The organism is Nitrobacter sp. MLSD-S21 (assembly GCF_058809865.1).
The window spans coordinates 131,610-155,121 of sequence record NZ_JBXASZ010000002.1 but is presented as its reverse complement, the minus strand read 5'-3'; the positions used below and the strand labels follow the sequence as shown (position 1 = coordinate 155,121).

The 23,512-nt window shown below is 56.5% G+C and carries 24 protein-coding genes and 3 pseudogenes; 8 read left to right on the top strand and 19 right to left on the bottom strand.

From position 1 onward, the window contains the following. Nucleotides 1–373: 373 nt before the first annotated feature. The 3 genes and pseudogenes from AC1RT6_RS06510 to AC1RT6_RS06500 all read right to left on the bottom strand — a co-directional run. Nucleotides 374–1,879 carry an FAD-dependent oxidoreductase gene (locus AC1RT6_RS06510; RefSeq protein ID WP_472791340.1) on the bottom strand — a complete coding sequence of 502 codons (1,506 nt, stop codon included), beginning with the start codon at nucleotides 1,877–1,879 and terminating at the stop codon, nucleotides 374–376. 476 nt (nucleotides 1,880–2,355) lie between these two features. Then, nucleotides 2,356–3,483 carry a YihY/virulence factor BrkB family protein gene (locus AC1RT6_RS06505; RefSeq protein WP_472791341.1) on the bottom strand — a complete coding sequence of 376 codons (1,128 nt, stop codon included), beginning with the start codon at nucleotides 3,481–3,483 and terminating at the stop codon, nucleotides 2,356–2,358. Nucleotides 3,484–3,517: 34 nt separating this feature from the next. Next, nucleotides 3,518–3,697, bottom strand: a pseudogene (locus AC1RT6_RS06500) (DUF6496 domain-containing protein); the annotation flags it as partial. 416 nt (nucleotides 3,698–4,113) lie between these two features. Between AC1RT6_RS06500 and AC1RT6_RS06495 the strand changes: the two are divergent. The 3 genes from AC1RT6_RS06495 (at nucleotide 4,114) to AC1RT6_RS06485 (ending at nucleotide 7,767) form a co-directional block, all read left to right on the top strand. Next, nucleotides 4,114–4,899: an SDR family NAD(P)-dependent oxidoreductase gene (locus tag AC1RT6_RS06495; RefSeq protein WP_472791342.1), complete on the top strand. Its 786-nt coding sequence runs from the start codon at nucleotides 4,114–4,116 to the stop codon at nucleotides 4,897–4,899. A 34-nt stretch (nucleotides 4,900–4,933) separates the two neighbouring features. Beyond that, the gene (locus AC1RT6_RS06490) at nucleotides 4,934–6,106 is read left to right on the top strand and encodes a zinc-dependent alcohol dehydrogenase (RefSeq protein WP_472791343.1); all 1,173 of its coding nucleotides are present in this window, start codon (nucleotides 4,934–4,936) and stop codon (nucleotides 6,104–6,106) included. A gap of 725 nt (nucleotides 6,107–6,831) precedes the next feature. Continuing rightward, on the top strand, nucleotides 6,832–7,767 hold the full coding sequence (locus tag AC1RT6_RS06485; protein ID WP_472791344.1) for a hypothetical protein: 936 nt from the start codon (nucleotides 6,832–6,834) through the stop codon (nucleotides 7,765–7,767). A gap of 196 nt (nucleotides 7,768–7,963) precedes the next feature. On the opposite strand, the gene AC1RT6_RS06480 is transcribed toward AC1RT6_RS06485, so the two are convergent. Next, complete coding sequence (locus AC1RT6_RS06480; protein ID WP_493029474.1) at nucleotides 7,964–8,914, bottom strand: manganese catalase family protein; 951 nt, start codon at nucleotides 8,912–8,914, stop codon at nucleotides 7,964–7,966. Nucleotides 8,915–9,225: 311 nt separating this feature from the next. On the opposite strand from AC1RT6_RS06480, the pseudogene AC1RT6_RS06475 reads away from it, so the two are divergent. Then, nucleotides 9,226–10,357, top strand: a pseudogene (locus tag AC1RT6_RS06475) (DNA topoisomerase IB). 166 nt (nucleotides 10,358–10,523) lie between these two features. On the opposite strand, the gene AC1RT6_RS06470 reads toward AC1RT6_RS06475, so the two are convergent. Next, nucleotides 10,524–10,679, bottom strand: a complete 156-nt coding sequence (locus tag AC1RT6_RS06470) for a hypothetical protein (protein ID WP_472791346.1) — start codon at nucleotides 10,677–10,679, stop codon at nucleotides 10,524–10,526. Between the two features lie 372 nt (nucleotides 10,680–11,051). Between AC1RT6_RS06470 and AC1RT6_RS06465 the strand changes: the two genes are divergently transcribed. Next, nucleotides 11,052–11,504: a hypothetical protein gene (locus tag AC1RT6_RS06465; RefSeq protein WP_472791347.1), complete on the top strand. Its 453-nt coding sequence runs from the start codon at nucleotides 11,052–11,054 to the stop codon at nucleotides 11,502–11,504. 129 nt (nucleotides 11,505–11,633) lie between these two features. Here the strand turns inward: AC1RT6_RS06465 and AC1RT6_RS06460 are convergent, their stop codons facing one another. The 12 genes from AC1RT6_RS06460 to AC1RT6_RS06405 form a co-directional block, all read right to left on the bottom strand. Continuing rightward, the gene (locus tag AC1RT6_RS06460) at nucleotides 11,634–11,864 is read right to left on the bottom strand and encodes a hypothetical protein (protein ID WP_472791348.1); all 231 of its coding nucleotides are present in this window, start codon (nucleotides 11,862–11,864) and stop codon (nucleotides 11,634–11,636) included. Nucleotides 11,865–11,982: 118 nt separating this feature from the next. Then, nucleotides 11,983–12,318: a hypothetical protein gene (locus AC1RT6_RS06455; protein WP_472791349.1), complete on the bottom strand. Its 336-nt coding sequence runs from the start codon at nucleotides 12,316–12,318 to the stop codon at nucleotides 11,983–11,985. Nucleotides 12,319–12,378: 60 nt separating this feature from the next. Then, entirely contained in the window at nucleotides 12,379–12,585 is a 207-nt protein-coding gene (locus AC1RT6_RS06450) for a hypothetical protein (RefSeq protein WP_472791350.1), read from the bottom strand. Between the two features lie 82 nt (nucleotides 12,586–12,667). After that, on the bottom strand, nucleotides 12,668–12,958 hold the full coding sequence (locus AC1RT6_RS06445; RefSeq protein ID WP_472791351.1) for a hypothetical protein: 291 nt from the start codon (nucleotides 12,956–12,958) through the stop codon (nucleotides 12,668–12,670). 65 nt (nucleotides 12,959–13,023) lie between these two features. Beyond that, nucleotides 13,024–13,197 (bottom strand): hypothetical protein, encoded by a 174-nt coding sequence (locus AC1RT6_RS06440; RefSeq protein WP_472791352.1) that lies wholly within the window; start codon nucleotides 13,195–13,197, stop codon nucleotides 13,024–13,026. Between the two features lie 351 nt (nucleotides 13,198–13,548). Continuing rightward, nucleotides 13,549–13,737, bottom strand: a complete 189-nt coding sequence (locus tag AC1RT6_RS06435) for a hypothetical protein (RefSeq protein ID WP_472791353.1) — start codon at nucleotides 13,735–13,737, stop codon at nucleotides 13,549–13,551. A 280-nt stretch (nucleotides 13,738–14,017) separates the two neighbouring features. After that, nucleotides 14,018–14,449 (bottom strand): PRC-barrel domain-containing protein, encoded by a 432-nt coding sequence (locus tag AC1RT6_RS06430; RefSeq protein WP_472791354.1) that lies wholly within the window; start codon nucleotides 14,447–14,449, stop codon nucleotides 14,018–14,020. Nucleotides 14,450–15,035: 586 nt separating this feature from the next. Next, nucleotides 15,036–15,356 (bottom strand): pyridoxamine 5'-phosphate oxidase family protein, encoded by a 321-nt coding sequence (locus tag AC1RT6_RS06425; protein ID WP_472791355.1) that lies wholly within the window; start codon nucleotides 15,354–15,356, stop codon nucleotides 15,036–15,038. 232 nt (nucleotides 15,357–15,588) lie between these two features. Continuing rightward, nucleotides 15,589–16,359, bottom strand: coding sequence for an exodeoxyribonuclease III (xth, locus tag AC1RT6_RS06420; RefSeq protein WP_472791356.1), 771 nt, complete (start codon nucleotides 16,357–16,359; stop codon nucleotides 15,589–15,591). After that, nucleotides 16,356–17,192, bottom strand: a complete 837-nt coding sequence (locus tag AC1RT6_RS06415; RefSeq protein WP_472791357.1) for a DUF1810 domain-containing protein — start codon at nucleotides 17,190–17,192, stop codon at nucleotides 16,356–16,358. Before AC1RT6_RS06415 ends, xth begins: the two co-directional genes overlap by 4 nt. A gap of 513 nt (nucleotides 17,193–17,705) precedes the next feature. After that, the gene (locus AC1RT6_RS06410; protein ID WP_472791358.1) at nucleotides 17,706–17,969 is read right to left on the bottom strand and encodes a hypothetical protein; all 264 of its coding nucleotides are present in this window, start codon (nucleotides 17,967–17,969) and stop codon (nucleotides 17,706–17,708) included. 467 nt (nucleotides 17,970–18,436) lie between these two features. After that, complete coding sequence (locus AC1RT6_RS06405; RefSeq protein WP_472791359.1) at nucleotides 18,437–18,664, bottom strand: hypothetical protein; 228 nt, start codon at nucleotides 18,662–18,664, stop codon at nucleotides 18,437–18,439. 522 nt (nucleotides 18,665–19,186) lie between these two features. On the opposite strand from AC1RT6_RS06405, the gene AC1RT6_RS06400 reads away from it, so the two are divergent. Next, nucleotides 19,187–19,648 (top strand): YidB family protein, encoded by a 462-nt coding sequence (locus AC1RT6_RS06400; RefSeq protein ID WP_472791360.1) that lies wholly within the window; start codon nucleotides 19,187–19,189, stop codon nucleotides 19,646–19,648. Between the two features lie 33 nt (nucleotides 19,649–19,681). Beyond that, nucleotides 19,682–19,941, top strand: a pseudogene (locus AC1RT6_RS06395) (GlsB/YeaQ/YmgE family stress response membrane protein). A gap of 597 nt (nucleotides 19,942–20,538) precedes the next feature. Here AC1RT6_RS06395 and AC1RT6_RS06390 read toward each other — a convergent pair. Next, the gene (locus tag AC1RT6_RS06390; protein WP_472791361.1) at nucleotides 20,539–20,721 is read right to left on the bottom strand and encodes a hypothetical protein; all 183 of its coding nucleotides are present in this window, start codon (nucleotides 20,719–20,721) and stop codon (nucleotides 20,539–20,541) included. A gap of 245 nt (nucleotides 20,722–20,966) precedes the next feature. On the opposite strand from AC1RT6_RS06390, the gene AC1RT6_RS06385 reads away from it, so the two are divergent. After that, complete coding sequence (locus AC1RT6_RS06385; protein ID WP_472791362.1) at nucleotides 20,967–21,221, top strand: DUF6894 family protein; 255 nt, start codon at nucleotides 20,967–20,969, stop codon at nucleotides 21,219–21,221. A 1,984-nt stretch (nucleotides 21,222–23,205) separates the two neighbouring features. On the opposite strand, the gene AC1RT6_RS06380 is transcribed toward AC1RT6_RS06385, so the two are convergent. Further along, nucleotides 23,206–23,424: a hypothetical protein gene (locus AC1RT6_RS06380; protein ID WP_472791364.1), complete on the bottom strand. Its 219-nt coding sequence runs from the start codon at nucleotides 23,422–23,424 to the stop codon at nucleotides 23,206–23,208. Nucleotides 23,425–23,512 lie beyond the last annotated feature (88 nt).

Genomic DNA, 23,512 nt, shown 5'->3' with positions numbered 1-23,512 from the left:
TGGCCGCAACATGAGCTGGACTTCGCCAGCTCCGCTGGGCACACGGCCCCATGTTCTTCCGTCGCGCAGTACTCCGCATTTGCCGGACCAGCAAGCACATCTGCATGCCTTGAGCGCAGATGGATCGCCGCAATAAATACGATTTGTCGAAGGCCGGCTGTCCCTTAAGTAAGGCTGAAGATATGCCTTTATGCCGATGAGGGATCGGGGAAGAGAAGGCGCGGCTCATCGCCTGTGAGGCGCGCCTTTGCTGTCGAAGTCCGTTCTAAACATACTTGTGTGTTCGCGCGGGAGGCTGGAAAACATTCGCGCCTATCCGAGAGCGCGATGCAGAAAACACGGTTGTTGGCGCTTCCTCCCATTCAGCAGCCTTCTATTCCTTGACTTCGCCAAGTGGTCCGATGGCAGGAGCATTGATCGGACATCCATCCACGCTGAACATCGAGCCGTGACAGGGGCAATCCCAACAGGTCTCAAAACTGTTGAAGTGCAGATGACAGCCGACATGGCTGCAGGATGCGGAGTTGAGATGCAGGCCGCCATCAGAGTCGCGGTACGCGGCAATCTTTTCAAGGCCGCGCCGGACGATCGCGCCATGCCCGGGCTTAAGCTCGTCGAGTGAGCCAATTTCTCCGGGCGCAACGTATTCAGCAAAGCTTCTGATCGCAGTTGTATTTTCCGTAACAAAGTTTTTTGCCGCTTTGAGCGGAATTCGGCCGGGCGCATACAGATCCTTCCATGGATGATCTTCGCCGAGAATAAGACCCGTATTAAGCATCGCGCCCATGACGCCATGGGTTAATCCCTGACCTGAGTCGCCCATCGCGACATAAACATTGCTGCCCCCAGGATCGCGGCCGATAAAGCCAGCATAATCGACTGTTTCCAGCACCTGCCCGGACCAACGGTGGGTCTCTTTCCCCAGCACCGAGATCAGGCTGCGCGCCCAAGCCTCAAGCTTTCCAAAGCGAATGTCAGCATCATCTGCCGTTGCGCTCTTATGGTCTTCTCCACCGACCAACACATAATCGGTTTGTCCTGGGCCGGGCTGAAGCCGCACGTAATGATAAGGATCTTCCGTGTCCCAGTAGAGCGCATCGGGCAACGCTCCGCGTTCGATTTCAAACGCCATGACATAGGTTCTGTACGGAGCGGTCTTGGTGTGGATGGCGAAGCGGTCGGAGATCGATGAGTTGGTGGCGACAACCGCGTACTTTGCGCGAATAGCACCCCGGGCCACCTTAACCGTGACGATGCCCTCTTCCTCACCGACTTCTTCAACCGGACTGTTCGCAAAAAAGGTAGCCCCGTTCTCTTTACAGGCCTTCGCGACCCCCGCGAGGTATTTAAGCGGGTGGAAAGCCGCCTGCCTCGGATAGCGTAGCACATGACGGTTTTCGCATCCGTTGAACGGCACACCCGTGAGGCGGTCCACTGGCGCTCCGACCTCGCGGACCGCGTCGCGCTCCTTTTCGATGATGTCGGCCGGCATACCGCGACCCTGGAACAGGTAGCCATCCAGCCTACGGAAATCGCAGTCGATGTTCTCATTTTTCTGAATCTCTTCGATACGGTCCACCGCTGCTGCCTGGCTGTCGTAGAAGAGCTTTGTGGCTTCGAGCCCCTTGATCCTGACCATCTCGCTTACGAGATCGTCGCATAAAGGCGCCAGGTGCGCGGATGTCCGGGACGTTATACCACCCGCTATGCGCCCGCGGTCGATCACAATAGCCGACTTACCCCGCTTACAAAGTTCGTAGGCTGTTGAAATGCCGGCAATCCCTGATCCTATCACTGCAACATCGCACTCTGTCTCCCCAACCAGCGATTCGGCGGTAGGCATTACGTCAACATCCATCCATATCGAGGTGCTGGTCATGAAAACTCCCAAACGTTGCAAACGTCCGCTCTCCTGTCAGAGTTCCAGTTAAGGGTACTCCGTCCCTGGCATCCTTCAGCCGACCGAGAATTGCGGTCTAATCGTTCAGGACGCTCGCGAGCTTCAGCGAAGGCCAAACGAGGCATCGCAGCCAAGCTCTGGATACGCGCTGGGACCAGGGGACAAGTGAGCCGGCTTGTCTCGGCGGCCGCTCCCGCCCCGGGATTGCATATGTGATCGTCCCCATCGCAAGTCTTCGAGCGAAGTTGTTCGCGTGATAAAATTAGAACCCAGAGCCATTCGCGGTTGCGGACATGGTGCGAGGCTAATGTCGCGAATGTTCACGCTAGTTTTTCGCCCCCGAAAGACTGGGCCGGTCGCATGGCGGTTGGCACCAACAAGCTCGGGCGGAATGAGACGTTTCCACGGGAGACCTCCATTTCGCAGACCGCAGAACGCCTCAATTCAATGACTGATCAGAGTGTTTGCGGAGCGCCTAAGGTGTCCGCCATTCGTGCGCCGCGCATCCCCATCGGTTTGGGCTTACCGGTCGTGGTATCGAAGGTTGTTTGATGCTCCATTTCCGCGTTCAACTCCGCCCCTAGTAAGATAAGGATCGCCGAGATCCAAAGCCAAGTCATGAATCCGACGGCTGCGCCGAGCGAGCCGTAGGTTTCGTTAAACTTGCCAAAATTCGCTGCATACCATGAGAACAAGGCCGAAGCGGCAAGCCAGGCCAGCGTAGCGATGGTGCTGCCCCAACTGATCCACCTCCAACGCGGCGTTTGCCGGCTGGGGCCAAATCGATACATGCACGCCAGGACGAGCGCCAAGCCAACAAACATGGCCGGCCATCTCATGATACGAACGAGGAAATCGGCGGCATCCGAAAGCCAAAGATAGTTCAGGATAATCGGGATAACCACAACGCCGCTGAGCGCAGCAAGGATGAATGCGATGCCTGCGATCGTGAACGTCAGAGATATCGCATTAAGCTTGATGTAGCCCCGCTTTTCCTGCTCGCCATAGATGATGTTCAACGTATCAAACATTGATTTCATCGCGGCGTTCGCACTCCACATGGAAACGGAAAGCGCGATCATGAAGGTGAATCCAAGGCTCTGAGAGCTCTTCGAACTCAGGCGCGTGAGCTGGTCACGCGCCACATCTATCGCGCCGCTCGGCACCACGTCGGACAACTCCTCGAGATGTTTCGCGATACCGACGGGATCGGAAAATAGGCCATAGATGGCGACAAGCGCCGCGAGGGCAGGGAAGATTGCAAGAATGCTGTAATATGTCACGCCAGCGGCCAAAGACAGGATGCGATGCTCGCCTATATTCGCATACACCCGAAGCAAAATGTCCTTCCATCCTTTGGCGGAGATTTCAGAAGGAGATCGTGCGTTGCGGCCGCGATCGTCGGTCTCGGCTGCGAGAATTCCGGGTGAGGCATTCCGGCGTGATACGCCAGGCGGCGGCTTCTTGTTGTTTTGCGTGAAAGACCGCTTCAGGACAATGATAGCCAGGATACCAAACATTGCCGCGGCGAGACCTGCTTCGCTGTCCAGCAATTGGTTAGATCTTCGCTCTGAAACAGCCATCAGTGGCTCACTGTCACCCAGATTAGCTGAATTTTTTCTTTGGGACTTTCTCGCCTTTGCTCCGTGCTTTTGAAAGGCCGATGGCGATGGCCTGCTTGCGACTCTTCACCTTGCCGCCCTTGCCGCTGCGGCCGCTTTTCGCCGTACCTTTCTTATAGCGGCGCATCTCCTTTCCAACCTCTTTTCCGGCGCCTTTCGAATAGCGACGCTTCTTGGTGGCCTGCTTAGATGACTTGGTCGACTTCTTTGGGGTCTTCGTCTTTCTTTTTGAGGCTTTCGTCTTCTTTGCCATGGCCATCTCCAACTGATGCATTCGAGAACAATGCGGGGAGAAGACGTGCGGTTCCTTCGATGACAGCCGCGGAAAGCAGCCTACATGGAAAGGGTAACCCCCGACCAGGGCCAGAGGTAAGCCAGCGGTTCTGGATCAACTGATTAGGAGCGCATTCATAAGCCCGTCCTGGCCTCCCAACTTCTGTTCGGAGGCTTTGTTCTTTCGAGCGATGCGGATCGGCGGTCCGTTAAAGCCAAGGTTGACGGGGCGCTCAAGCCACACGCTCATGGTCCAATGGGGCGTTAGGAACGTTCTGGGAAGCTTGCTGTTGCCGCATGCACCACCAGGAGCAGTTCATGTCGGACCAAAACGGATTGGCGATTATTACAGGCGCATCAACCGGTATCGGCCTGGAACTGGCGCGGTGTTGCGCGGCCCACGGATTCAGTTTGCTGATCGCCGCCGACGAGCCGGCGATTGAACAGGTTGCTAATGACCTGAGCGCCGGTGGCGCTACGGTCGAGACCGTTCAGGTTGATCTTGCCACAGAGGAAGGTGTCGACAAACTCCATGCCGCAGTGAAAGGGCGACCTGTCAGCGCGCTTCTCGCCAACGCGGGAATTGGGCTTGGCCGCTCATTCCTTGATCAGGACTATGCGAGGGCACGGCGCGTGATCGACACAAACATCGTGGGAACGACGTATTTGATCCACAAGATCGGGAACGACATGCGGCGGCGCAATGCAGGCCGCATCCTGATCACGGGTTCAATCGCCGGCTTCGTACCTGGCAGTTTTCAGGCTGTTTATAACGGCAGCAAGTCGTTCCTCAATTCGTTCTCGTTCGCCCTGCGCGAGGAACTGAAAGATACGGCCGTAACGGTTACTTGCCTTATGCCGGGCGCAACAGACACTGAATTTTTCAGGCGGGCCGACATGATGGATACCAAGGTCGGGACTGAAGAGAAGGATGATCCGACCGACGTTGCTAAGGCTGGTTTCGAGGCCATGATGAAGGGTGAAGGGGATGTCGTGAGCGGCTGGAAAAATAAGCTGCAGTCGTCCCTGGCCAATGTCACGCCATCTGAGACACTGGCGGAGCAGCACCGCAAAATGGCCGAGCCCGGTACGGCAGAACATTGAGCGAGACATAGGACGCTGGCAAAAGGCGGTGGCGATGAAAGCGTTGACTTGGCATGGCAAGAGCGACATTCGCTGCGAGAGCGTCCCCGACCCCGCCATTCAAGACGGGCGTGATGCAATTATCCGCGTTACCGCCTGCGCTATCTGCGGTTCTGATCTTCATATTTTCGACGGCATTATTCCGACGATGGAGAAGGGTGACGTCGTCGGTCATGAAACCATGGGAGAAGTCGTCGAGGTCGGTCGCGATAATAAGAAGCTGAGAATTGGCGATCGCGTGGTGGTGCCTTTTACCATCTCATGCGGTGAATGCTTTTTCTGCAAGCGCGGTTTCTATTCCGGGTGCGAGCGGTCCAATCCGAACAAGAAGAAAGCAGAGGAGATGTGGGGCCATTCGCCGGCGGGTTTGTTCGGTTACTCGCATCTTCTCGGCGGCTTTCCCGGCGGGCAGGCCGAATACATGCGCGTTCCTTACGCCGACGTCGGTCCGATCAAGGTTCCAGATGGGCTCTCGGACGAGCAGGTTCTATTTCTATCCGACATTTTTCCGACAGGATTTATGGCTGCGGATTTCTGCGGGTTAAAAGGTGGGGAGACGGTTGCGGTGTGGGGGTGCGGACCGGTCGGCCAGTTCGCTGTCAAAAGCGCCTTTCTCCTTGGCGCCGAACGTGTCATCGCCATAGATACTGTTCCGGAGCGGTTGCGGTTGGCCGAGGCTTCCGGTGCAATCACGCTCGATTTTAAGAAGCATGATATTTACGATCGAATCCAGGATCTGACGGGCGGTCGAGGCGCGGATGCATGCATCGATGCGGTTGGTACCGAGCCTGACACCGGGTCTGGGTTCGATGCAGTCGTTGACCGCATCAAGGTTGCGACCTTCATGGGGACCGATCGCCCCCACGTGCTTCGGCAAGCGATCCAGTGCTGCCGCAACTTCGGCGTGGTTTCAATTGTGGGCGTTTACGGTGGGTCCGTTGATAAGATACCGATGGGATCGGCAATCAATCGCGGTCTCACATTCCGAATGGCTCAGACCCCGGTTCAGCATTATCTTCCTCAGCTTCTCGATCGCATTCAACAGGGCGAAATTGATCCGTCCTTTGTAATCACTCATCGCGCAACGCTTGCCGACGGACCAAAGCTCTACGAGACGTTTCGCGACAAGGCGGACGGGTGCATCAAAGTGGTGCTGAAGCCAACTTGAGGGAAAATCACTAACCATGTTTTTATGCCCCCGCGGGCGTGACTGCGGCTTGATGACGGGCCATCACGGGCATTTAGTCGGATTGAAGAGCGAGCCTCGCATCATCCTCGGCGGGGGAGCCGACTATCCGGCGACGTGCTCCACAATCCTTAGTGCTATCGTGTCAGATTCGCGTCAGCTTCCGAGTTCAGCTCCCAAAGTGATCAAGGACTCAGCCCGTCGTGCCGTTGCTGGTCTAACGATCAGATTCTGCGGGAAACCGAGCACGCCGCCAAGCAGGCGTCGGCGGAGGCGCAAGGATCCGCTGGCGTTTCATTCTGACCTCCGCCGGCGACGAATTGGATCCTACCGACGAGGTCGAACGTTGAATATCTCCTGATGCCTCTGGATAAAGCACAAGTGGAAACCACGGAGGAATATCTGGATAGGAAGCGAAAGGAGATTGCCCTCCTCAACAAATGCCTAGCGCAGCCTTTGTGTCTTGAACCGCCCCACTCGCCGAACGATGCCGTTGAGCAAAAATTCAGCTTTCGGCGGCACTGCGGGCTCAGCACGACTGTGGTAACTGGAGAGCGACAGAGACGTCGTGGTCGCACAGGCCTTGTGTCGCTGGTCCATTCGAGTTCAACTATGATTACCAGCGCGCGGACCTCGGCGTAGACGGTCCCTCTTTCTATGAATTGGACGAGATATCTGTATCCTCGACAATATATACCGCGTCTGGGATGGCTGCGATCACCGCGTTCTTGCTTGCTACGAGTCACGTCTGGCGCAAAGCAGACATCTTGATCTCACCGGGCTCGTACTCAGAAACGCGAGAGTTGATCCAAGGTTATGCACGTCATTTGCGGACCGTTGAGCTTGCGGATGAAAGTCTTGGAAGACAGCAGCGGTCGCCGAAATTTCTTTTGCTCGATTCTTGTGTACCGTCCTGGTCCTTTAAAGCCGCGCTTTATGCTCTAAATTCCTCGGTCGACCTTTTGATTTTCGACACTACCTGCTTTGCCGGCGGCTCTGCAATGATGCGGCGCGTGTTGCGACTAGCAAAGCGGTCGGACATTCCTGTCGTGCTTGTTCGGAGCCATACAAAACTAGACTCGCTGGGTTTAGAGTATGGCCGCCTGGGGTCGATTGCTTTCATAGATCCAGAAAGCCGTGCTTGTGGGTCGGAACTTCATCGGCTGTTCATCGAAACCCAAACAGCGGTAAGGCTATTTGGAGGCGCTGCGCTTCCCGACCATTTCCCCCCTTATGTTGGAAATCCACCTTACCGATCATTGACGCGCCGGAGGGTAGCATCAATCCTGAACAACGGCCGCCGAAGTTCCCGTTATTTCCGTACGGCTCTCAACGGTTCGGAAGCGGAGCTCCAGTTTGTTCACGGCCTCTATGTTACTTTAGGTTCCGAGCGACTTCTCGATGAAGCTGCCGCCCGTAAAGCCGCCACCGAGATGAGTGGTTATCTCGGTCAAGCTGGCCTTCCTATCCGTCACGCGGGAAGCTTTGGTTTTGATTTTGCGACAACGGAATGGGCACAAGACACAATTGCCAAGAGGTACGCCGTTCGTCTTGCAGTGCCCGATTTGCCGACCGTCCTGTGGGACGATCTGACTGAAGCGATTTCTCAATGGTGGCGATCGAACCAACTTGGAAGCGGATAACCGTTCCCAAGTATCTCAAATGAGCGGTTCGCCCTATTTGCCGCCCGACATCGCCCGAGCAGCGCGCCTTCGATGTCTTCCGGGGTGCCATTCGGACTGATCGGGCCGTCTGCCACCAAATTTGGCGGTACGGTTCAGCCGCGCTTAAGCCGTTTAGTAAACCTCGAGCGTGAACCGTACCACTTACAGCGTTGCGTCACGCCGCCGTTCTTTTTTTCGCCATTGCTTCGGCTTCGTCCATGTCTTCCGCGCCACCCTTGTCGCCGTCAGTGACCTTTCCTGCGCCAGGACCAGCGCCCAAATCGGCTCCGGTCTTTGGGTCGCCGCCTTGCTGCGACATTGTGCGCGTCGCAAGGGCCTTGAGCGCTGTGGTGTCAATCGAACTGAGCTGAACGGTAGCATCGCCATCACCCCCGTCTGCGGGAAGTGCTGCTTCCAAATCATCCACCCGGTCCCACTGCTTACCGCTGTTCCAGGGGCCATTCTGCTCGACGCCGCCCTGCGAAGTGTTTACGTAGGTATCCGCGAACGGTTTGAGTCCGGGCAGCTTACCGGGTGGAAAGTTGTCCGCGATGGCATAGAGCGCCTTCTCGAATGACTTTTGGTGGGCGATTTCTCGGGTCATCAGAAAGCCCAGCGCATCCTTAATGCCAGGGTCATCTGTTAAATTGATCAGTCGCTCGTAGACAATCTTGGCTCGGCTTTCAGCCGCAATGTTCGAGCGCAAGTCGCATGTGGGATCCCCGCGGCTGTCGATATAAGCTGCAGTCCATGGTACCCCAGAGGAGTTAGTCAGGGCGGGTCCACCGCCATAAAGTATCGACTGCGTATGGCTATTCCCACCCTTGGTGAGGGACAAATAGAGCTCGGCCTCCTTCATGCTGCCCTCGGAAATCTGCGCCTTGGCGCCTTTGTTGAGCATGGCAACGATGGAACCAATCACCTCGAGATGACTGAGCTCTTCGGTGGCGATATCGAGAAGCATGTCTTTGCGGCCGGGATCGTCTTCTCCCAAACCTTGCGTGAAATAGCGCATCGCGGCTGCGAGCTCACCGTCCGGACCGCCGAATTGTTCGAGCATAAATGAGCCGAGCACCGGGTTTGGTTCCGAAACGCGGACAGTATATTGTAGCCGCTTGTTGTGCATGAACATTCATCTTCTCCGTTGGTTTTGCCTACAACGAACCTGCTGTTCATGAACCCGTTCCTAATAAAAACTTGGACTTGAACCACCTTGCTTCGGTAGTGGCGTTTTGCGTGCGCATAGCCAACGGGAACGACTATGAGGTCGACGACAAGTCGAAGTTCTGAAAAGAGGTCTCGCGTCCGTAGAAAATCGGAAAACCTTAAGCACGTCGAGAGTGGCTGTCCAAATGGCAACGAGGAGGGGCGCGCACTTCACTGGCTCAGGAACTTTTGGCTATCGCATCACGTTTTGCCTAAGGAACGAAGGACAGCATCTTGTGTGAGTCAGCCGGGGCCGAACAGGCGATCGTCGATCCTAAGGATGCAGCGGAGTCGGCCGGGTTACGATACGTCTCAGATGGTAAGCCCGGCATACGGCGGCGAAGATCGGGCAAAGGATTCTGCTATACTCGTGCTGACGGCTCCAGGCTCACAGAGGCAAATGCGCTCGGTCGCATCAAGTCGCTCGCAATTCCGCCAGCTTGGACTGACGTGTGGATTTTGTCCGTTTGCGTATGGGCATATTCAAGCGACGGGCCGCGATGCGAAAGGCAGAAAGCAGTATAGCTACCACCCGCGTTTCCGTGAGGTGCGCGAGAGCACTAAATTCGAACACGTGGTGGCGTTTGCTGAGGCTCTGCCGGGGATTCGATCCCAGATACGCGAGCACATGGCATTTCGGGGACTTCGGCGAGAGAAAATTCTCGCTACGGTCGTATACCTTCTCGAAACCACTCTTATCCGCGTCGGCAATGATGACTATGCGAAGCAAAACAATAGGTATGGTCTAACCACGCTGAAGACCCGCCACGTGACGGTGGAAGGCAACGAAGTCCGCTTTCGATTTATCGGTAAGAGTGGCAAGAAGTGGTCGTTGCACGTGAGAAACCGGCGCATAGCAAAAATCATCAGGGCCTGCCAGGAGCTTCCTGGTCAGGAATTATTGCAGTACCTGGATGAAAGTGGGAAGCCGCAGGACGTGACCTCAGGCGACGTCAACGAGTATCTGAAGGAGATCACCGGACAGAACATCACGGCAAAGGATTTTCGGACTTGGGCTGGTACCGTCCTTGCAGCAATGGCCCTGAATGAGGTGAAGGCCTTCGACAGTGCGGCTCAGGCCAAGCGTAACCTTCGCTCCGCAATTGAGAACGTGGCGGCGCGCTTGGGCAACACCCCGACCATCTGTCGCAAATGTTACGTGCATCCCGAGGTGCTGACATCATATCTCGACGGTAACCTCGTGCTTGAAATTAAAAAGGCGGTCGAGAATGAGTTGCGGGACGAGTTGGAAGGCCTCAAGCCGGAGGAGGCAGCGGTTCTAGCTATGTTACGGGGGCGGTTAACCCGAGAACTCTCCGGCAATCGGCTGGCGAACAATCGCATGAGCGTGAACGCTGCCTAGCCATAGGGTGAGGCGATTATTTGCCTAGAACTGGTGGGCAGACGAATAGGGTTATCCGGTAAGGTTAGTCCCTTCATACAATTGCGGGCTCAGTTCCACAGCCTAATCTGTCATCATGTTCGTTCACGACAAAGGCGCAAACCGAAAGACCATGCTTGTAGGTCTGCTATTCTGCGCCGTCTTTGTCCTCGTCAGTCTTTTCGCCCGGCCGCAAGTTGGGAATGACCGCGTACTTATCAAGGCTGACCGCCTCACGTGGACGGCTGGAAAACTTGTCACTGCACATTAGTGCTGGGCCGTACTCCATCTGCCGCGCGAGCATGACATTTTCCGCGTCGCATGTGGAGTATCGCGATGGTCCGTACCCCGAAAGACCTTACCGATCGGATGGCGGCCAGGCGCCGGCAGGTAAAGGCCGATGACGGCTATGCGCGGGAGCCTTCACACAGTCAGGGGAGCAAGCTCGCCGGGCGGCGGGGTCGTTGGCATGCAAGATAATCAGCTTGCCCCGCTGTAAAGTCAGCAGCCTGATCTAACCGCCCCATAGTCGCTATCAGACCCGGGTTGCCACGCAGCCCCGTAGGAACGAATTCACCACTGACGTTGTTGGAGCGGCGGGGAGGTGGTTGAATGTTCGTCATTGAACCTGACCAGTCAAAGTCTCGGCTGACGCAAGTGTGAAACGGAGTGTGCAATGCGCAAGAAAGTACTGGCCATCCTAAGTGGCGTGGCAATCGTCGCATCGACTCTTGCTCTGGTGCCGAATGAGGCGGCAGCGCAGCGAGGAGGAGGGTTCCGCGGTGGCGGATTTGGAGGCGGTGGTTTTCGCGGCGGCGGATTCGGCGGTTTTCGGGGCGGCGGATTTGGAATGGGGATGCCCGGCGGTTTTCGGGGCGGGTTCGCCGGGGGTGGGTTCAGGCGCGTGGGCTGGGCGGGTAGAGGTTGGGGCGGCGGAGGATGGCGACGCGGCGGCTGGGGATGGGGTTTTCCCATTGCGGTAGGGTTCGGTGGCTTGGGATGGGGCGGTGGCTGGGGCTATCCCTATGGTGGTGGCTGGGGCTGGGGCGGCGGCCCGTATGGCTATGGGAATTATGGTTGTGGGGGGTGGGGCGGATACGGCTGCTACCAGCCCTATGGTTGGTATTGATATGGAGACGTGAGAGCCCACGTCACTACGCCCAAACGGAGTTTCCGTCTGGAAACAGAGTGAAACATGGGTTAGCGGTCACCTCACGCGCTCGCTTGCGAATTCAACCCCGCTCCGGCGGGGTTTTTTTTATTTCCGCATCGGCAGCGCCTTCTCCACGATCGCTTGGATCATCTTTAAGTGCTGCTGCACTATGGCAATATCGATACTGTCCTGCGCGGCGCGGGAAAGTGTCTTGATATGATGCAAGGCTTCAACGGGATCGAGGGCGGGCTCTTTATCTTTCTGTGGGGCGGGCGTTTCTAGCCCCCGCGCCTTCATTAGACTTTTGATGTGAACTAAGGCCTTACGCTTGTTCATCGCTCCCTCGACCGCCGTGATACTTTGTAAAACGTCACTCTGATCCCGTCGGCTACGCTAACTGCCTCCCATAGCTCGGCTTCCTGCTGGCACGCCGTAAGCCGATCAGTTCGAAGCTCTATTTTTTCGCCTTATCAAGCTCCGATTGAAGCTGCGCGATTTTCAGTTCGAATTCACGAGACTGTCTTTTGTCGCTCCGCCAAGCCAACCACAGCGTCGAGACGGTGCTTACTGTAGTTAGCAACAAGGTCGCAACAGCGAGGAAAAATTGCTTAGTCTCGGAAAAACTGTCGAGTTGTTGAGAAGGTGGAGAAACCGGAGGAGGTGGGGCATGTGGGGTTGAACCCCACATGTAGGGCCAAGTCTCAATAGCTATCAGACCTGAAAAAAACAGAAGGCAAAGGGCGGGAAGAAGCGACAGACCAATCAACAAACTTGTTTTGAACCTACGCATTCGGTCGCTTCCCCGCTTTCCATTTGGCGCCAAACTGCTTTTTCAACGCTGAGATCGCTTTCAATCCCTCTTCGGCGGAGTGCCCTCGCCAGCCTCACGAGCCAGCCGCTGCGCCTTCAGGCGCTCGCGGTTGTTGGCAAACGCCTCTGCCGCTTTCTCGTGCTCGGCCATGGCCACTCGTGCGTCTGCTTCCTTGATCGCCTTGCGGGCTAGCTTCTCCTCTTTCGAACGGGGCTCAGACCGTTTGAACCAATCGGGCGCCTTCATCTTATTTCCCTTCTTCAGTCCAAGCGCGACCAGGCGACGGCTGGCGCTGCGCGGCGGTCATGGATTCAGGATCCAGATCATCTCATTCGTTGAAAGGGGGCCTTTGCACGAGACGCCTCGATTCCGGCTGATCTTCCAAAAACGATTGGATGCCATCGGTTTCGAGCACTCGATAAAACTCGGCATGCGCCTCATTATCAGAAGCAAACCGATCTTCCCAGACGGTCGATCCCCCCTCGTGATCCGTCACTTCAAGCGTCCAGCTGTCGTCTCCTTCAACGAACCGATAAATTTCGACGTGAACGGTCATGCCGGCGCGAGCCACTATACCGCCCAGAGGTGACACTTCAATTTCGGAGGCTTCCTCATTCATGCGTCCAACTCTGTTGCTTGCGCGCCTCAGCCCGAAATCGACCAGGCGCGGATGGCCTTGGAGCATCAACGATCTTCGCTCTCGTCGATCAGTGTTTGCAGTCGCGCCACTGCCTTTTTCGCAGCGGCGATGAAAGCGGCGCCAGCGATTTTGCCGTTTGGGAGGGGCTGAGCTGGATTGGCAAGCCGTTCAATCGCGACAAGCAAATCATCACATTGATCTGGCGGATTTTCGGCCATCTAACATCCTGCCTTCCGTTCGACGCCCATCGATCCTCCTCGAACCCGGTCGGAAGTTATCACCGATCTGACGCGCGAAAGCACCTCTAGCAAGCACCTTCGCCATCTTGCCCCTTTCTTACTGGAAAAATAGCAATCAATTGGCGGGTTGACGTGGCGCGCATGCATCAAGCTTCAGTCTTCGCCGTCTCAATGGGATTTTTCGTGCTGGTGTCGATGTTGGTGTGTCTATTTTTCTGTTGTCCGGCGATGGTCTGAAATCTCCGATATTTCAGCAGATGGCCCTCTCAGGTGGCGTGCCGCGATAGCAATAGTTTAAAGCTTCGCCTCTGGATTCAAGCAGCGGACGTTCTAAGGCCCCTTTGCGTCCCGCTTCATCGCCTCTTCTCGCGACGCCAAATATTCAGCTTCGGCCGGTAGCTTTTCGAACTCTGGCTTATAGCCATTTTCTTCATATTTTATGCGCGAGACAGGAATACTTGTCCCGTCGTAATCAACCTGCGCAAACCCATCTGTCCTACGGTACATTCCGGTCGCCATGTTAAGGCTCCTATGCGGAGTAATCTCCGGCCCAGTCAATGGTTGGGAGGAACCGGGTTATTTTAGATTGTCGCGGCCGCTACAATAAAACCGGATCCAACGACCGCCGCCAAAATCCCAAAGCTTCCGAGGAAAAAACACACATTGCTTACGGATTCAGGCGAGACCGAACCATCTTTATTCTTATTCATGCTGATCGTCCTTTGTACGCAAGGAGACAATCGTCTAGGCCCGAAGGCCGGAGTAGGGCCCCAAACAAAGTTTGGAGCCCCATTAAGAATTAATATTTGAACTCAGGCATAGCTTTGAGTTCATCCTTCGTGACGTTCAGGACAGCGCGGTCTGGATACCATTCTCTCTTGGTCTCAGACGTTTTTCCGGTGGTCGTCTTTCCGGCCTCGTTCGAGAACTTCAAGCTTTTCATGGCGACCAGCACATGGTGCTTTCCCATTCCCAGGAAGCCGCCGGCTTCGATGACAACGCCCCTAAGTTCGCCTTGTGCAGAGACGATCAGATCGGAGATCTCGCCGATCTTGTCATTGGCTTCATTGTAGACGTTCACACCCGACAACTTAGATGCGCTCCAGTCGCCAGCGGCAGCAACAGGAGCTGCGGCTTGCGAAGGCGTGTGCGCCGGTGTTTGGGCGAACGACGCAGTCGACAACACGAGAAGTGCGAGGGCAGTGGCGAATGTTTTCAAGCTAACCTCCATGGTGGGATCTTGAAAACAGCGACCATGGGCTTTGGTTCCCTGGCATGCTTCTTGTCCACTTCTGACGGAGTTCCCCGACTTCAATCTCCTCTATGTGGCGACTCCCTTGAATCGCTTCCGCTCATTTCTGAAATGCCCAACTAAGCTATTGATATGCCACAAGTGAAAAATTGCCTGATTTTCAGAATATGCCTTAAAATTGCTTGGGCAAGTGATTGGATTTCCGAGCACTACAAGCGCCGCCGACACGCACGGGGTCCGATGCGCGAAATGGCTAAATCCGCTCTGTGGCGCTCGACATGTCGAATGCTCAGCACCGCGGTGCCGGCCGATACCACGGTGATCGTTAAACCGAGTTCGAAGCAGCACGGCGACGCCAAGGATGATGACCACCGACGCGATCCTCAGACGCGCCTCGCTGCAGTAGAGGCCGATCAGCGCGGCGGCCCATACGACCGCGGTGTGCGAGATCGCGGCCGACAATCCGAGCAACACGGCCTAAAGGCAGCCATCGTACTCTTGGAATGGCGGGGTTTGAGCCCATGCAGCGCGCCGAGCAGGATGGCGCTGTTGACGAAAGCCAGTGTCAGATCTCGACTTCGCCTACTTCGCTGCCCTTCCAATAGGTCACCCGTTTCGCCGTCACCTTGATGAGAACGATACCTGCCGTATCTACGCCGTTGTCGAACCACTTGTCGAGATCGCTGGTCCAATGACGTTTGAAGGCGTCCTTGTCTCGGATTAACTGGGCCTCGCCCTCGACGGCGACGTAGGTGCCTTTCGACAACAGACCCGCTTCGGAGGAGAAACCGAGCGCAACCTTCGGATTTCGCTGGATGTCGGATACAGCCCGCGCCTGTTCGTAGCTGAAGTAGTACGACGTCCCGTCGTAGGTTAACGTCGCCATTATTGCTCATCGGGCGGTTTGCGATCTCGCCCCTCTCGGTGTGGGTGGACAGGATGGCGATATCAATGCCAGCCATGTCTTTGGCGATTTCGGCGAGCGGTCTCTTCGACATAAATTCTTCTCCGTTGCTGTCGTTGACAACGGCAGCAACCTTCTCATGTTCCGCCACCGGACGGCCTCGCAAAGCCATTCGCCGTCCGACATGAGGACCACGTTGCGCATTGGCGGAATCTCAGCTCAGCACGATCCACGCCGGCGCATGGTCGCTCGCGTTGTCCCGGCCGCGGACCTTGCGGTCAACGCCGGCCTTCTTCAGCCGCGGGGCCAGATCGGGACTGAGAAGGATATGGTCGATCCGTAAGCCCGCGTCGCGTTCGAAGCGATTGCGCCAGTAGCTCCAGAAAGTGAAGGGCGGGCCCTTCGGATGGACCTGTCGCAGCGAGTCGGACCATCCATGGTCGAGCATCGCACGATAGAGCTTACGCGCCTGCGGTTGCACCAGAGCATCCTTGTCCCAGGATTTAGTCGGGTAAATGTCAGCTTCCGTCGGTACCACGTTGAAGTCGCCGGCGAGGACGACGGGGGCACCGGTCTTCAGAAGCCTCGATGCGTGGCGGTCGAGCCGCTGGAGCCAGCCGAGCTTGTAGTCGAACTTGGGTCCGGGCTGCGGGTTGCCGTTCGGAGCATATATCGCGGCTACGACAAGGCCTTCGACCGCAGCTTCGAGATAGCGGCTCTGATGATCCTTCGGATCGCCCGGCAACCTACGCCGCGTAACGATGACGTCTCTTCGTCTTGCTAGGATCGCGACGCCGTTCCAGCTTCGCTGTCCGACCCATGCCGACGAATACCCTGCCTTCTTCAACTCGGCTTCGGGAAACTCCGCCTGCTCAGTCTTGAGCTCCTGCAGACAGACGATGTCGGGTTTTGACGACCGCAGCCAGGCCAGCAGGTTCGGCAGGCGCTTATTGACATTGTTGACGTTGAATGTCGCGATCTTCAACTCGAATGCTTTCGATTATGGAGACCTGCATACCAGTCGGCGTAGGGCGTGTTCTTGGCCAGGTGCCTGTTCAGATCCGGCGCGCCATCGTTCCACCAGACCGGGCCGCGTTCCCCGAGTGCGCGTTTCGCGCCATCGACCGCGCGGTGCGCTTTCGCCTCGGCTTTCTCGTCGCCCCTGCGCTTGGCGTCCCTCACGGTCCGACGAGCCTTCGTCAGCGCAGACACCAACGACTTCCGCTCGTGGTTCTCCAGTGAGGGGTTGGCGAGACGCCACAGCCTGCCTTTGGCGACGAAGTAGCGGCCATCTGGCGTCTCGGGATGCCGCGCTGGCATCAAAAGGACCACGTGGTGCGCTCGGTCACGATCGCGCCGATACCGGAGGCCCGCCCGCTGCGCCCCATTGGTCGAGGACAGTGAGTGTCGCCGGATCAAGTTCGCCATCGAAGTAGCGATCCAAACATTGGCGGAGAGACTGCCGGCATCGACCGCGTCGAACAGCGTCATCGACGACTTGTATTTGACGTCGTCGGGCGAGCCAAAGATCTCATGGGCGGACCGGTCCGCGACCGAAAGGACAGCGCACCTGCATTCCACTAGCCGCGTGCCGAGAAGTGGGTGGGCGAGATATGCCACTGCCTCCGATTTCGACTTGATCGCGTACCGCTGCGACATCGCGCTATGGCCCAAGCCTTCGACTTGCGGGAAGATGAACCAGATCCAGTGCGTCCTCTTTCGGCCGGCCATTAACTCGGATAACGCCGTCGCATAAACCGGCTGCTGCCCGAGGACAAAGCGTTGGAGGTCGTACTTGTCGGTCGTGTCCTGCTGCATATTGTCACCTAGAACCGAATTTTAGACCGCGCCGGCGTGGCCTAGCTTGGACACGTAGTCGCGCGGGGTAACGCTGTAGCATTCGACGTTCCGAGGGCGGTTGAATCCACCATCGAGCTGACGGCACTCATGCGCGTGTGAATCGGCGGTAACAGGCGAGAAAGGTCGTCATGATCTACCGTTCCTTTCTTATTAATGGCGATTATCGAGCGAAGGGTAAACCGTTCTTGATGCAGACATATAGGCCCCGATTAACTCACCATCGTCTTCGCGTTGCACCCACCGCGTTCCTCTAATTCGGCACCGACGCGCCACGTCATGGACGCGCTCGCAAGCGCTATCCGCATTTGCAACCGCGAATTTCTGTCACAAGCAAAATGCCACTTCTCGTCCTTGTTCGAGATCTTCGCGTCGTCTGCTGCACGCCTTCGTTCGGATTTGAAATCATCTCTCCTTGCTTCATGTGCGCGGTTAATGCGCAAGCTGGCGCACAATTCACTCGAAGTGCCGCGGTCAGCCTTCTGCCGACGCCATCACGGGCTCGTGCAGGATGCGGAACCAGTGTTCCTTTCTCGTCCGCTCCAGCGCGCCGATCGCCTTGTTCGCGAGCCAGACGGGATGTCGCCTGCCGGTCTTCCACTCATGGCACATTACCTCGGCGCAGAAGCGTCTGGTCTGAGAGACCGGATACGCTTGCCCCGTCTCCACGAGATAGTGCATCGCTATAGCGAGCGACTTCTGCATCACGGAAATGGGCACGGGCATCTGTTGCGGCATGGCTTCCTCCGGGTTCGCCATTCAAAACGCCTGCGTTTTTTTATGGTTCCCCAGTCGCCAACTGCACGGTGCGGCAAGATCGCATCTCCTTTTCAGGAAAGCGGCGGGCACACTGCCGTTAATCCCGCGCAATCAGCAGAAGAACGACAGACCGGCAAGACCATGCAGGAGCCGACCGACGAGAAGCGGAAAGAGCTCGACACGACGGTAGAAAACGGCGGCGACGAGAACATCAAGATTAGACCAACCACATCCTGCCGTAAGCCGCTCAGGCTAGTACCGAGGACGCCGCTAGGTTTCGCTACTGCTCGGCGCGATAACGCCTTCCGAGCATAACCTCGCCCATAGAGCATCCGTTTTTTTATCTAAAGCGTCGTAAAGGGGTCGGAATTTAAAAAAAAAGCCCGCATTGCTGCGGGCTATTTTTTATCACCAACCCCTATACCCGCCACTGCCGAAGCCAAATGTTATCCCCGGCCCACCATAACCATACCCGCCGCCGTAACCAGGGCCACCATAGCCGCCGTAACCCGGGCCATACCCTCCACCATAACCAGGGCCACCGTAGCCGCCACCTTGGCCATAACCGCCCCCGCCATAACCTGAGCCACCATAGCCGCCGCCATGCGGAGCGTGACCATAGCTTCCCTGATCACGGTAGTATCCGGGGCCAGATTGGCCGTACCGACGGTCATGGTGGCCATAGTGCGAACGACTATGAGAGTGTCGATAGTGCCGATGTTGAGCTTTGCTTCCGCTCGAGGACTGGGCGACGTCGGTTCGGCCCTTTTGTTTGGCTGCGTTTGCAGCGGAAACACTGAACATTGCCGCGGCACCAACCGCTATCGCAATAATCAACTTTTGCATAATACGAACTCCCATTTACGTGTGTTGAGCTAATCAGAACGGACGTTTCTCGTTCCTCCGTGTCACCCAAGTTTAACATTCGTTTATATCCTGACAGAGAGTGGGTTCGGGTGATGGCCGCGCGGCTATGAACTCCGAATAGACGCCGGGTCATGTCGAAGGTCGCGTCCAGCTCGTAGGTCTTTCAGACCAGCAGGCGGGCTGGTCCCACGGCGCGCGCGAGCTTGTCTGCTTCCTTGCGGGCTTTAGGATGGCCGGGGCGTGCAATTGATTTTTGCGGCCAGAGAGTGGAACGGTCGACGGCATCAAACGTTTGTGCGGAGATTCATGCTCAGCCTGGAGTAAATTTAATGTCACGTGGAATGCCATCGATGACGGCGTTACTCGGCTTGCTCGCGTTGGCCGGTTACCAGAACAGGGACAAGCTTGCGGAGCTTTTAAAAGGCGCAGGCGATAACACCCATCATGCTGAGCCCGGAGCTCAACAGGGACAGCCTTTAGGCGGGCTGCTCGGTAACTTAAGTGGAGCTCTCGCAGGCAGTGGCGTGGGTAGTCTCCTTAGCGGGGGGTTAGGCGAATTGCTCGAGCGGTTCAAAGAAAATGGTCAGGGAGATGCCGCCGATTCGTGGGTTAGCAAAGGGCCTAACCAGGAGCTTCCTGCGCCGAGTTTAAAGCAGGCTATCGGAGCGGATGTATTGGCCGCCTTGGAACAGCAAACGGGTCTGTCTCAGGAAGAACTGCTGACAAGACTTTCTCGCGAGCTTCCTACTGCCGTTGATAAGTATACGCCGGATGGGCGCATTCCGAGCTGATGATCGAACTCTAAAGAACGGAGATTTGTGATTATGGGTATCATCTGGACAATAATCATTGGATTTGTAGCTGGGGTAATAGCGAAGTTCATCATGCGGGCGACAATGAACCGACCGGCTTTATCCTAACCGCAGTGCTTGGCATCGTCGGAGCTTTCGTCGCAACTTATCTTGGTCAGGGACTCGGGTGGTACCGACCTGGAGAAGGGGCGGGCTTGATCGGCGCTATAGTGGGCGCTGTCATTGTGTTGTTTATCTATAGCTTCTTTGCAGGCCGTCGACGCGCTATCTAAGCGCGAGACAGCTTGCAGCTAATGAAGACATCAGTGAAAGGTCATGAGCAATCACGTGGGGGTAGGCGTCTCGCGTATCGCCCCATCACCGAAGCGGGTGCAGTTTGGTGGATCATGTGACCGTTTCTGTAATCCGGTGAACTTGTCCTACAAGACGTCGGAACGCGGCCGGGCCAATTGCGTCTTGAGGTCAGGTAACCGGTTATCCTCCTCGGCGATGACCGGCTTCAAATCCGTGATTGCGCCCCTCAAAGACGTAGGGAGTCATAATTGCCAGCCGCCGTCAGCGCGCGTTCATTGCTTGATGATTCCACGATGGTGCGCAGCGTGATGATGACATGACCGTCGCCGTGATCGAGAAGCATCCGACGTAGCGTCTGATCAGCTTTGGTTCGCAACGGGCCGGTGGGCTCATGACACTGGGGCAGTCGTTATTCCGAGATCGGCGCAGATGCTTTCTATCTTGCTCATGTTGCTTGTCTCTCATCATCTGTGCTGCAATCAAGTGTAAGAGCGCGACCGATGAATTGCAATGCAATGCGCTAGTGCACCGTCTTTCTTCGAAGATGATGACCTGGTTCGTGTCAGGTGGGGTTCTTATTTATCGCGGACGTCGGACTTCGATTTGCCGGGCTGCGTTGCGCTGACCGGATCTGACGCGGGAAACGTACCTTCCAGTCCTTTCTCCAGCCGCTCATGCATTTCCTTGTCGGCCTTTATGGCCTCCTTTGGATCCTCCGCGTTCACATCGCGACGTGTAGGGTCAAATTTCTCAGCCATTGCAAGCTCCCTTGTCATGAGCCGAGTAAACGTCGCCCTGATCATGGCGTTCCGCGCCCGCGATCGCGGGCGCGCTCCCTCGGACTCTTGCGCTGACGCTAAATGGCGGCTTCCTCGAGCCAGGAATCCTGCACCCACCTCGTGCACTCGCTGTCCGCTCGGTCGGCCAGCCCCTCGCCAGCGAGTTCGGGCTCGGCAGCGATCGGCATTTGGAACGTCGGATCATCAGCGGAATTGCATGAACCATGCCCAGGTACTTCTTCCATTTGGCAGGCCAGCTTCCAGCTAACGACCTGATGGGTCACGAATGCATCAATGATGATGAAGCGCTGGAACACGGAAGCTTCATCGCTCACCGCGTCGGAACGGAAAAACCAGACATGGTGCGCGAAGAGAACTTCATCTTAGTGACCAACGAGAGGGGCGACGAGCTGTTCAAAGTCCCTATTGCATCCACTTTGAGCGCAGGAACCGAAGGTCGACCGGCGCATGAGAGATAGATCACATGACAACGATTACACCGCGAGACTTGTATGATGCCCTACGCGCTTCGCTACGGACCTGGATGCGTACGGCAGCACGATGGGAAGTGATGGAATCGTCTCGCTCGATGGTCGGTTCGACAAGGACTCGATCGCGAGTTTTAACGTCCGGGGCAGCCCCAGGTTGGAAGATCATCAGTTTTTACGGCTCTCACCGGCCTCTAGCCGGCAGAATTTCTCGAGCTCGTCAACGATCTTGAGAAAAACTCAGACGTGACCAGCGCGGTGAGATCTACGTCTCCGCTGTCTCTAACGCTTACAGATGAAATCCTCGCCGAACGCATCGGGGCTTGGGAGCGGCGCCACCAAATCGGCAGAAAAAACCGCTTGCAGATGCTTCAAGAACGAGGTGGCGAGCTCTAACGCAGCTCCCACCCCCGGCGGCAACGATCAACCATGATTTGCTGAATTTCCCCTCCGAGGGAAACCGCGGACGTTTTGGGGCGTTATTTCTTGACGAAGTCACGACGAAGGTCGAGGTCCGCCTGACCAGCTTATTCACGGGGCTTAGCGAGACAGGACTTTAACATGTCGACGAAAAATAGAGCGCCCAGGCCGACCCAAACAACCAACAACAACAGGACCCGAACGACCGGTAGGACCCGAACAAAAAGCAGTCCAAGAGATCCAAGAGAAGAGGACGCAGGACCCCGGATAGAAGACATTCGGCCTGAAGGATCGCAGATGCAGATGCACGTGCCGGCGCCGCCTGAGCAGGCTCAGTCATCAATCAGCATCGTCGCCGTCGAACAGCTTCTCCGGGCTTACGGCTGCGCAGCCAATGTCCGACGAACGGGGGCAAGTGGTTGCCACGGCCGCCAACCCGAGAATGCAGGCGGAGGTGGATAGGCGATTGAAAGAGGTGCTCAGAATGAAGGTCAATACCGAGACCCCTCTATGGGGTCGACGCTGAGTATATAAGCTTGCGCCATCACTAAGACATCAAGTTTGCTTTCCGAGATCGATCACCTTCTGAAAGATACCCGCGATCCGCGCCCCATGATGCCTAGCGCCGAGCCAACCTGCACTGAGCGTCCAGAATCATCCGGATCTTGTTTCCGTCGAGCAGCTCCGGAGCCCGTTTATGTCCAGATTTCACTAGACAGGACTGAATTTGTTTCCAACCCTTGTGCTTGCCAGAGTCCGCGAACTGCACGGCCTTCTTGAAGACCTCAAGCTTCTCTTCCCTCTTCATGGCGAATGTCCATTGGCTTTGCGTCGGAACGCGAGACAGCTGCTGAACAACTCTCAATCCAGAAGGTCGATCAGGGTTCCTGCCTTTTTGGTGGGAACTCAGAAGGAGCGGCTTGCCTGATCGGGACGGATCGGGTTGGGCATGGCCCCGGCCCGGGCAATGTGGCTCGGCACATCGCTCCCAAGAAAAACTTGCCACGGGGGCGAGCTGTAAGTTTGGGAGTGATGATCAGACGATACCCGGCCAAGGGCCGTCCGGCGACATGAGCAGCGAGAGAATAGGTTCAGAACGTTTACTGGAACGATTTTCTGGCTGCACCCCTTACCTCGTGCCGCGATGGCAAACCACAATATGGGAGTGAAGATATGACAAAAAGGATTGCATTAGCTGCTGCGCTAACCTCGGGTCTCGCGCTTGGAATGCCTCAGGTCTCATTCGCTCAAGGCGACAATGTAGACGGTGGAGCGCATCCCCGGAGCGGTGTGCCTTCTGCGGGTGAGCAGGGCGCAAATTCAGCATCGGGATCGGCTACCGGACACAATAGGATGATGGCCCCACGGGACGGCAAGCAGCCAGCAAGCACTTCGAAGCATCCCAATACACCGAACAAGAAAATGAAAAATAACTCTTCGGACTATTAGGATCATTTACAGGTCCGCCCCGTTGCGGGACTTTGCAAGCCATCAGCTACGGCCGGTGGCGGGCGCGTGCTTCGGTTGTCATGCCCCACTGTGCGTTATCTATAGTTCAGTACCTTCTGAGCGAATCGGTCGTGCAGAGTTCAAAGATCGATGGGCGAGAAAGAAGCCCGAAGGCGCTCGCCCACGGTACGCGACGATTGATGACTTCGACCTCGATCTCGGCCCGCGCAATATCGTGGATGAGCTGCAGCAGGACTGGAGCCACTATTTGGCGAAACTCGCCGACGCGATCCTGCAGCGCCTCGTTCCGCGCCTCTGTGGTCACTTTGAGCCGTCTCCCGTTCCGGACGTTTAGGAAGACAAGATCGAGGCACACTTTAGGAACGGCGTGCTAAACGTGGTGCTCCTAAGAG

Coding starts and splice junctions, on each gene's coding strand:
- AC1RT6_RS06510 (WP_472791340.1), bottom strand. CDS start 1,879: ATGACCAGCACCTCGATATGGATGGATGTTGACGTAATGCCTACCGCC.
- AC1RT6_RS06505 (WP_472791341.1), bottom strand. CDS start 3,483: ATGGCTGTTTCAGAGCGAAGATCTAACCAATTGCTGGACAGCGAAGCA.
- AC1RT6_RS06495 (WP_472791342.1), top strand. CDS start 4,114: ATGTCGGACCAAAACGGATTGGCGATTATTACAGGCGCATCAACCGGT.
- AC1RT6_RS06490 (WP_472791343.1), top strand. CDS start 4,934: ATGAAAGCGTTGACTTGGCATGGCAAGAGCGACATTCGCTGCGAGAGC.
- AC1RT6_RS06485 (WP_472791344.1), top strand. CDS start 6,832: ATGGCTGCGATCACCGCGTTCTTGCTTGCTACGAGTCACGTCTGGCGC.
- AC1RT6_RS06480 (WP_493029474.1), bottom strand. CDS start 8,914: ATGCACAACAAGCGGCTACAATATACTGTCCGCGTTTCGGAACCAAAC.
- AC1RT6_RS06470 (WP_472791346.1), bottom strand. CDS start 10,679: ATGCTCGCGCGGCAGATGGAGTACGGCCCAGCACTAATGTGCAGTGAC.
- AC1RT6_RS06465 (WP_472791347.1), top strand. CDS start 11,052: ATGCGCAAGAAAGTACTGGCCATCCTAAGTGGCGTGGCAATCGTCGCA.
- AC1RT6_RS06460 (WP_472791348.1), bottom strand. CDS start 11,864: ATGAACAAGCGTAAGGCCTTAGTTCACATCAAAAGTCTAATGAAGGCG.
- AC1RT6_RS06455 (WP_472791349.1), bottom strand. CDS start 12,318: ATGCGTAGGTTCAAAACAAGTTTGTTGATTGGTCTGTCGCTTCTTCCC.
- AC1RT6_RS06450 (WP_472791350.1), bottom strand. CDS start 12,585: ATGAAGGCGCCCGATTGGTTCAAACGGTCTGAGCCCCGTTCGAAAGAG.
- AC1RT6_RS06445 (WP_472791351.1), bottom strand. CDS start 12,958: ATGAATGAGGAAGCCTCCGAAATTGAAGTGTCACCTCTGGGCGGTATA.
- AC1RT6_RS06440 (WP_472791352.1), bottom strand. CDS start 13,197: ATGGCCGAAAATCCGCCAGATCAATGTGATGATTTGCTTGTCGCGATT.
- AC1RT6_RS06435 (WP_472791353.1), bottom strand. CDS start 13,737: ATGGCGACCGGAATGTACCGTAGGACAGATGGGTTTGCGCAGGTTGAT.
- AC1RT6_RS06430 (WP_472791354.1), bottom strand. CDS start 14,449: ATGGAGGTTAGCTTGAAAACATTCGCCACTGCCCTCGCACTTCTCGTG.
- AC1RT6_RS06425 (WP_472791355.1), bottom strand. CDS start 15,356: ATGGCGACGTTAACCTACGACGGGACGTCGTACTACTTCAGCTACGAA.
- AC1RT6_RS06415 (WP_472791357.1), bottom strand. CDS start 17,192: ATGCAGCAGGACACGACCGACAAGTACGACCTCCAACGCTTTGTCCTC.
- AC1RT6_RS06410 (WP_472791358.1), bottom strand. CDS start 17,969: ATGCCGCAACAGATGCCCGTGCCCATTTCCGTGATGCAGAAGTCGCTC.
- AC1RT6_RS06405 (WP_472791359.1), bottom strand. CDS start 18,664: ATGACCGTCGGTACGGCCAATCTGGCCCCGGATACTACCGTGATCAGG.
- AC1RT6_RS06400 (WP_472791360.1), top strand. CDS start 19,187: ATGTCACGTGGAATGCCATCGATGACGGCGTTACTCGGCTTGCTCGCG.
- AC1RT6_RS06390 (WP_472791361.1), bottom strand. CDS start 20,721: ATGGCTGAGAAATTTGACCCTACACGTCGCGATGTGAACGCGGAGGAT.
- AC1RT6_RS06385 (WP_472791362.1), top strand. CDS start 20,967: ATGCCCAGGTACTTCTTCCATTTGGCAGGCCAGCTTCCAGCTAACGAC.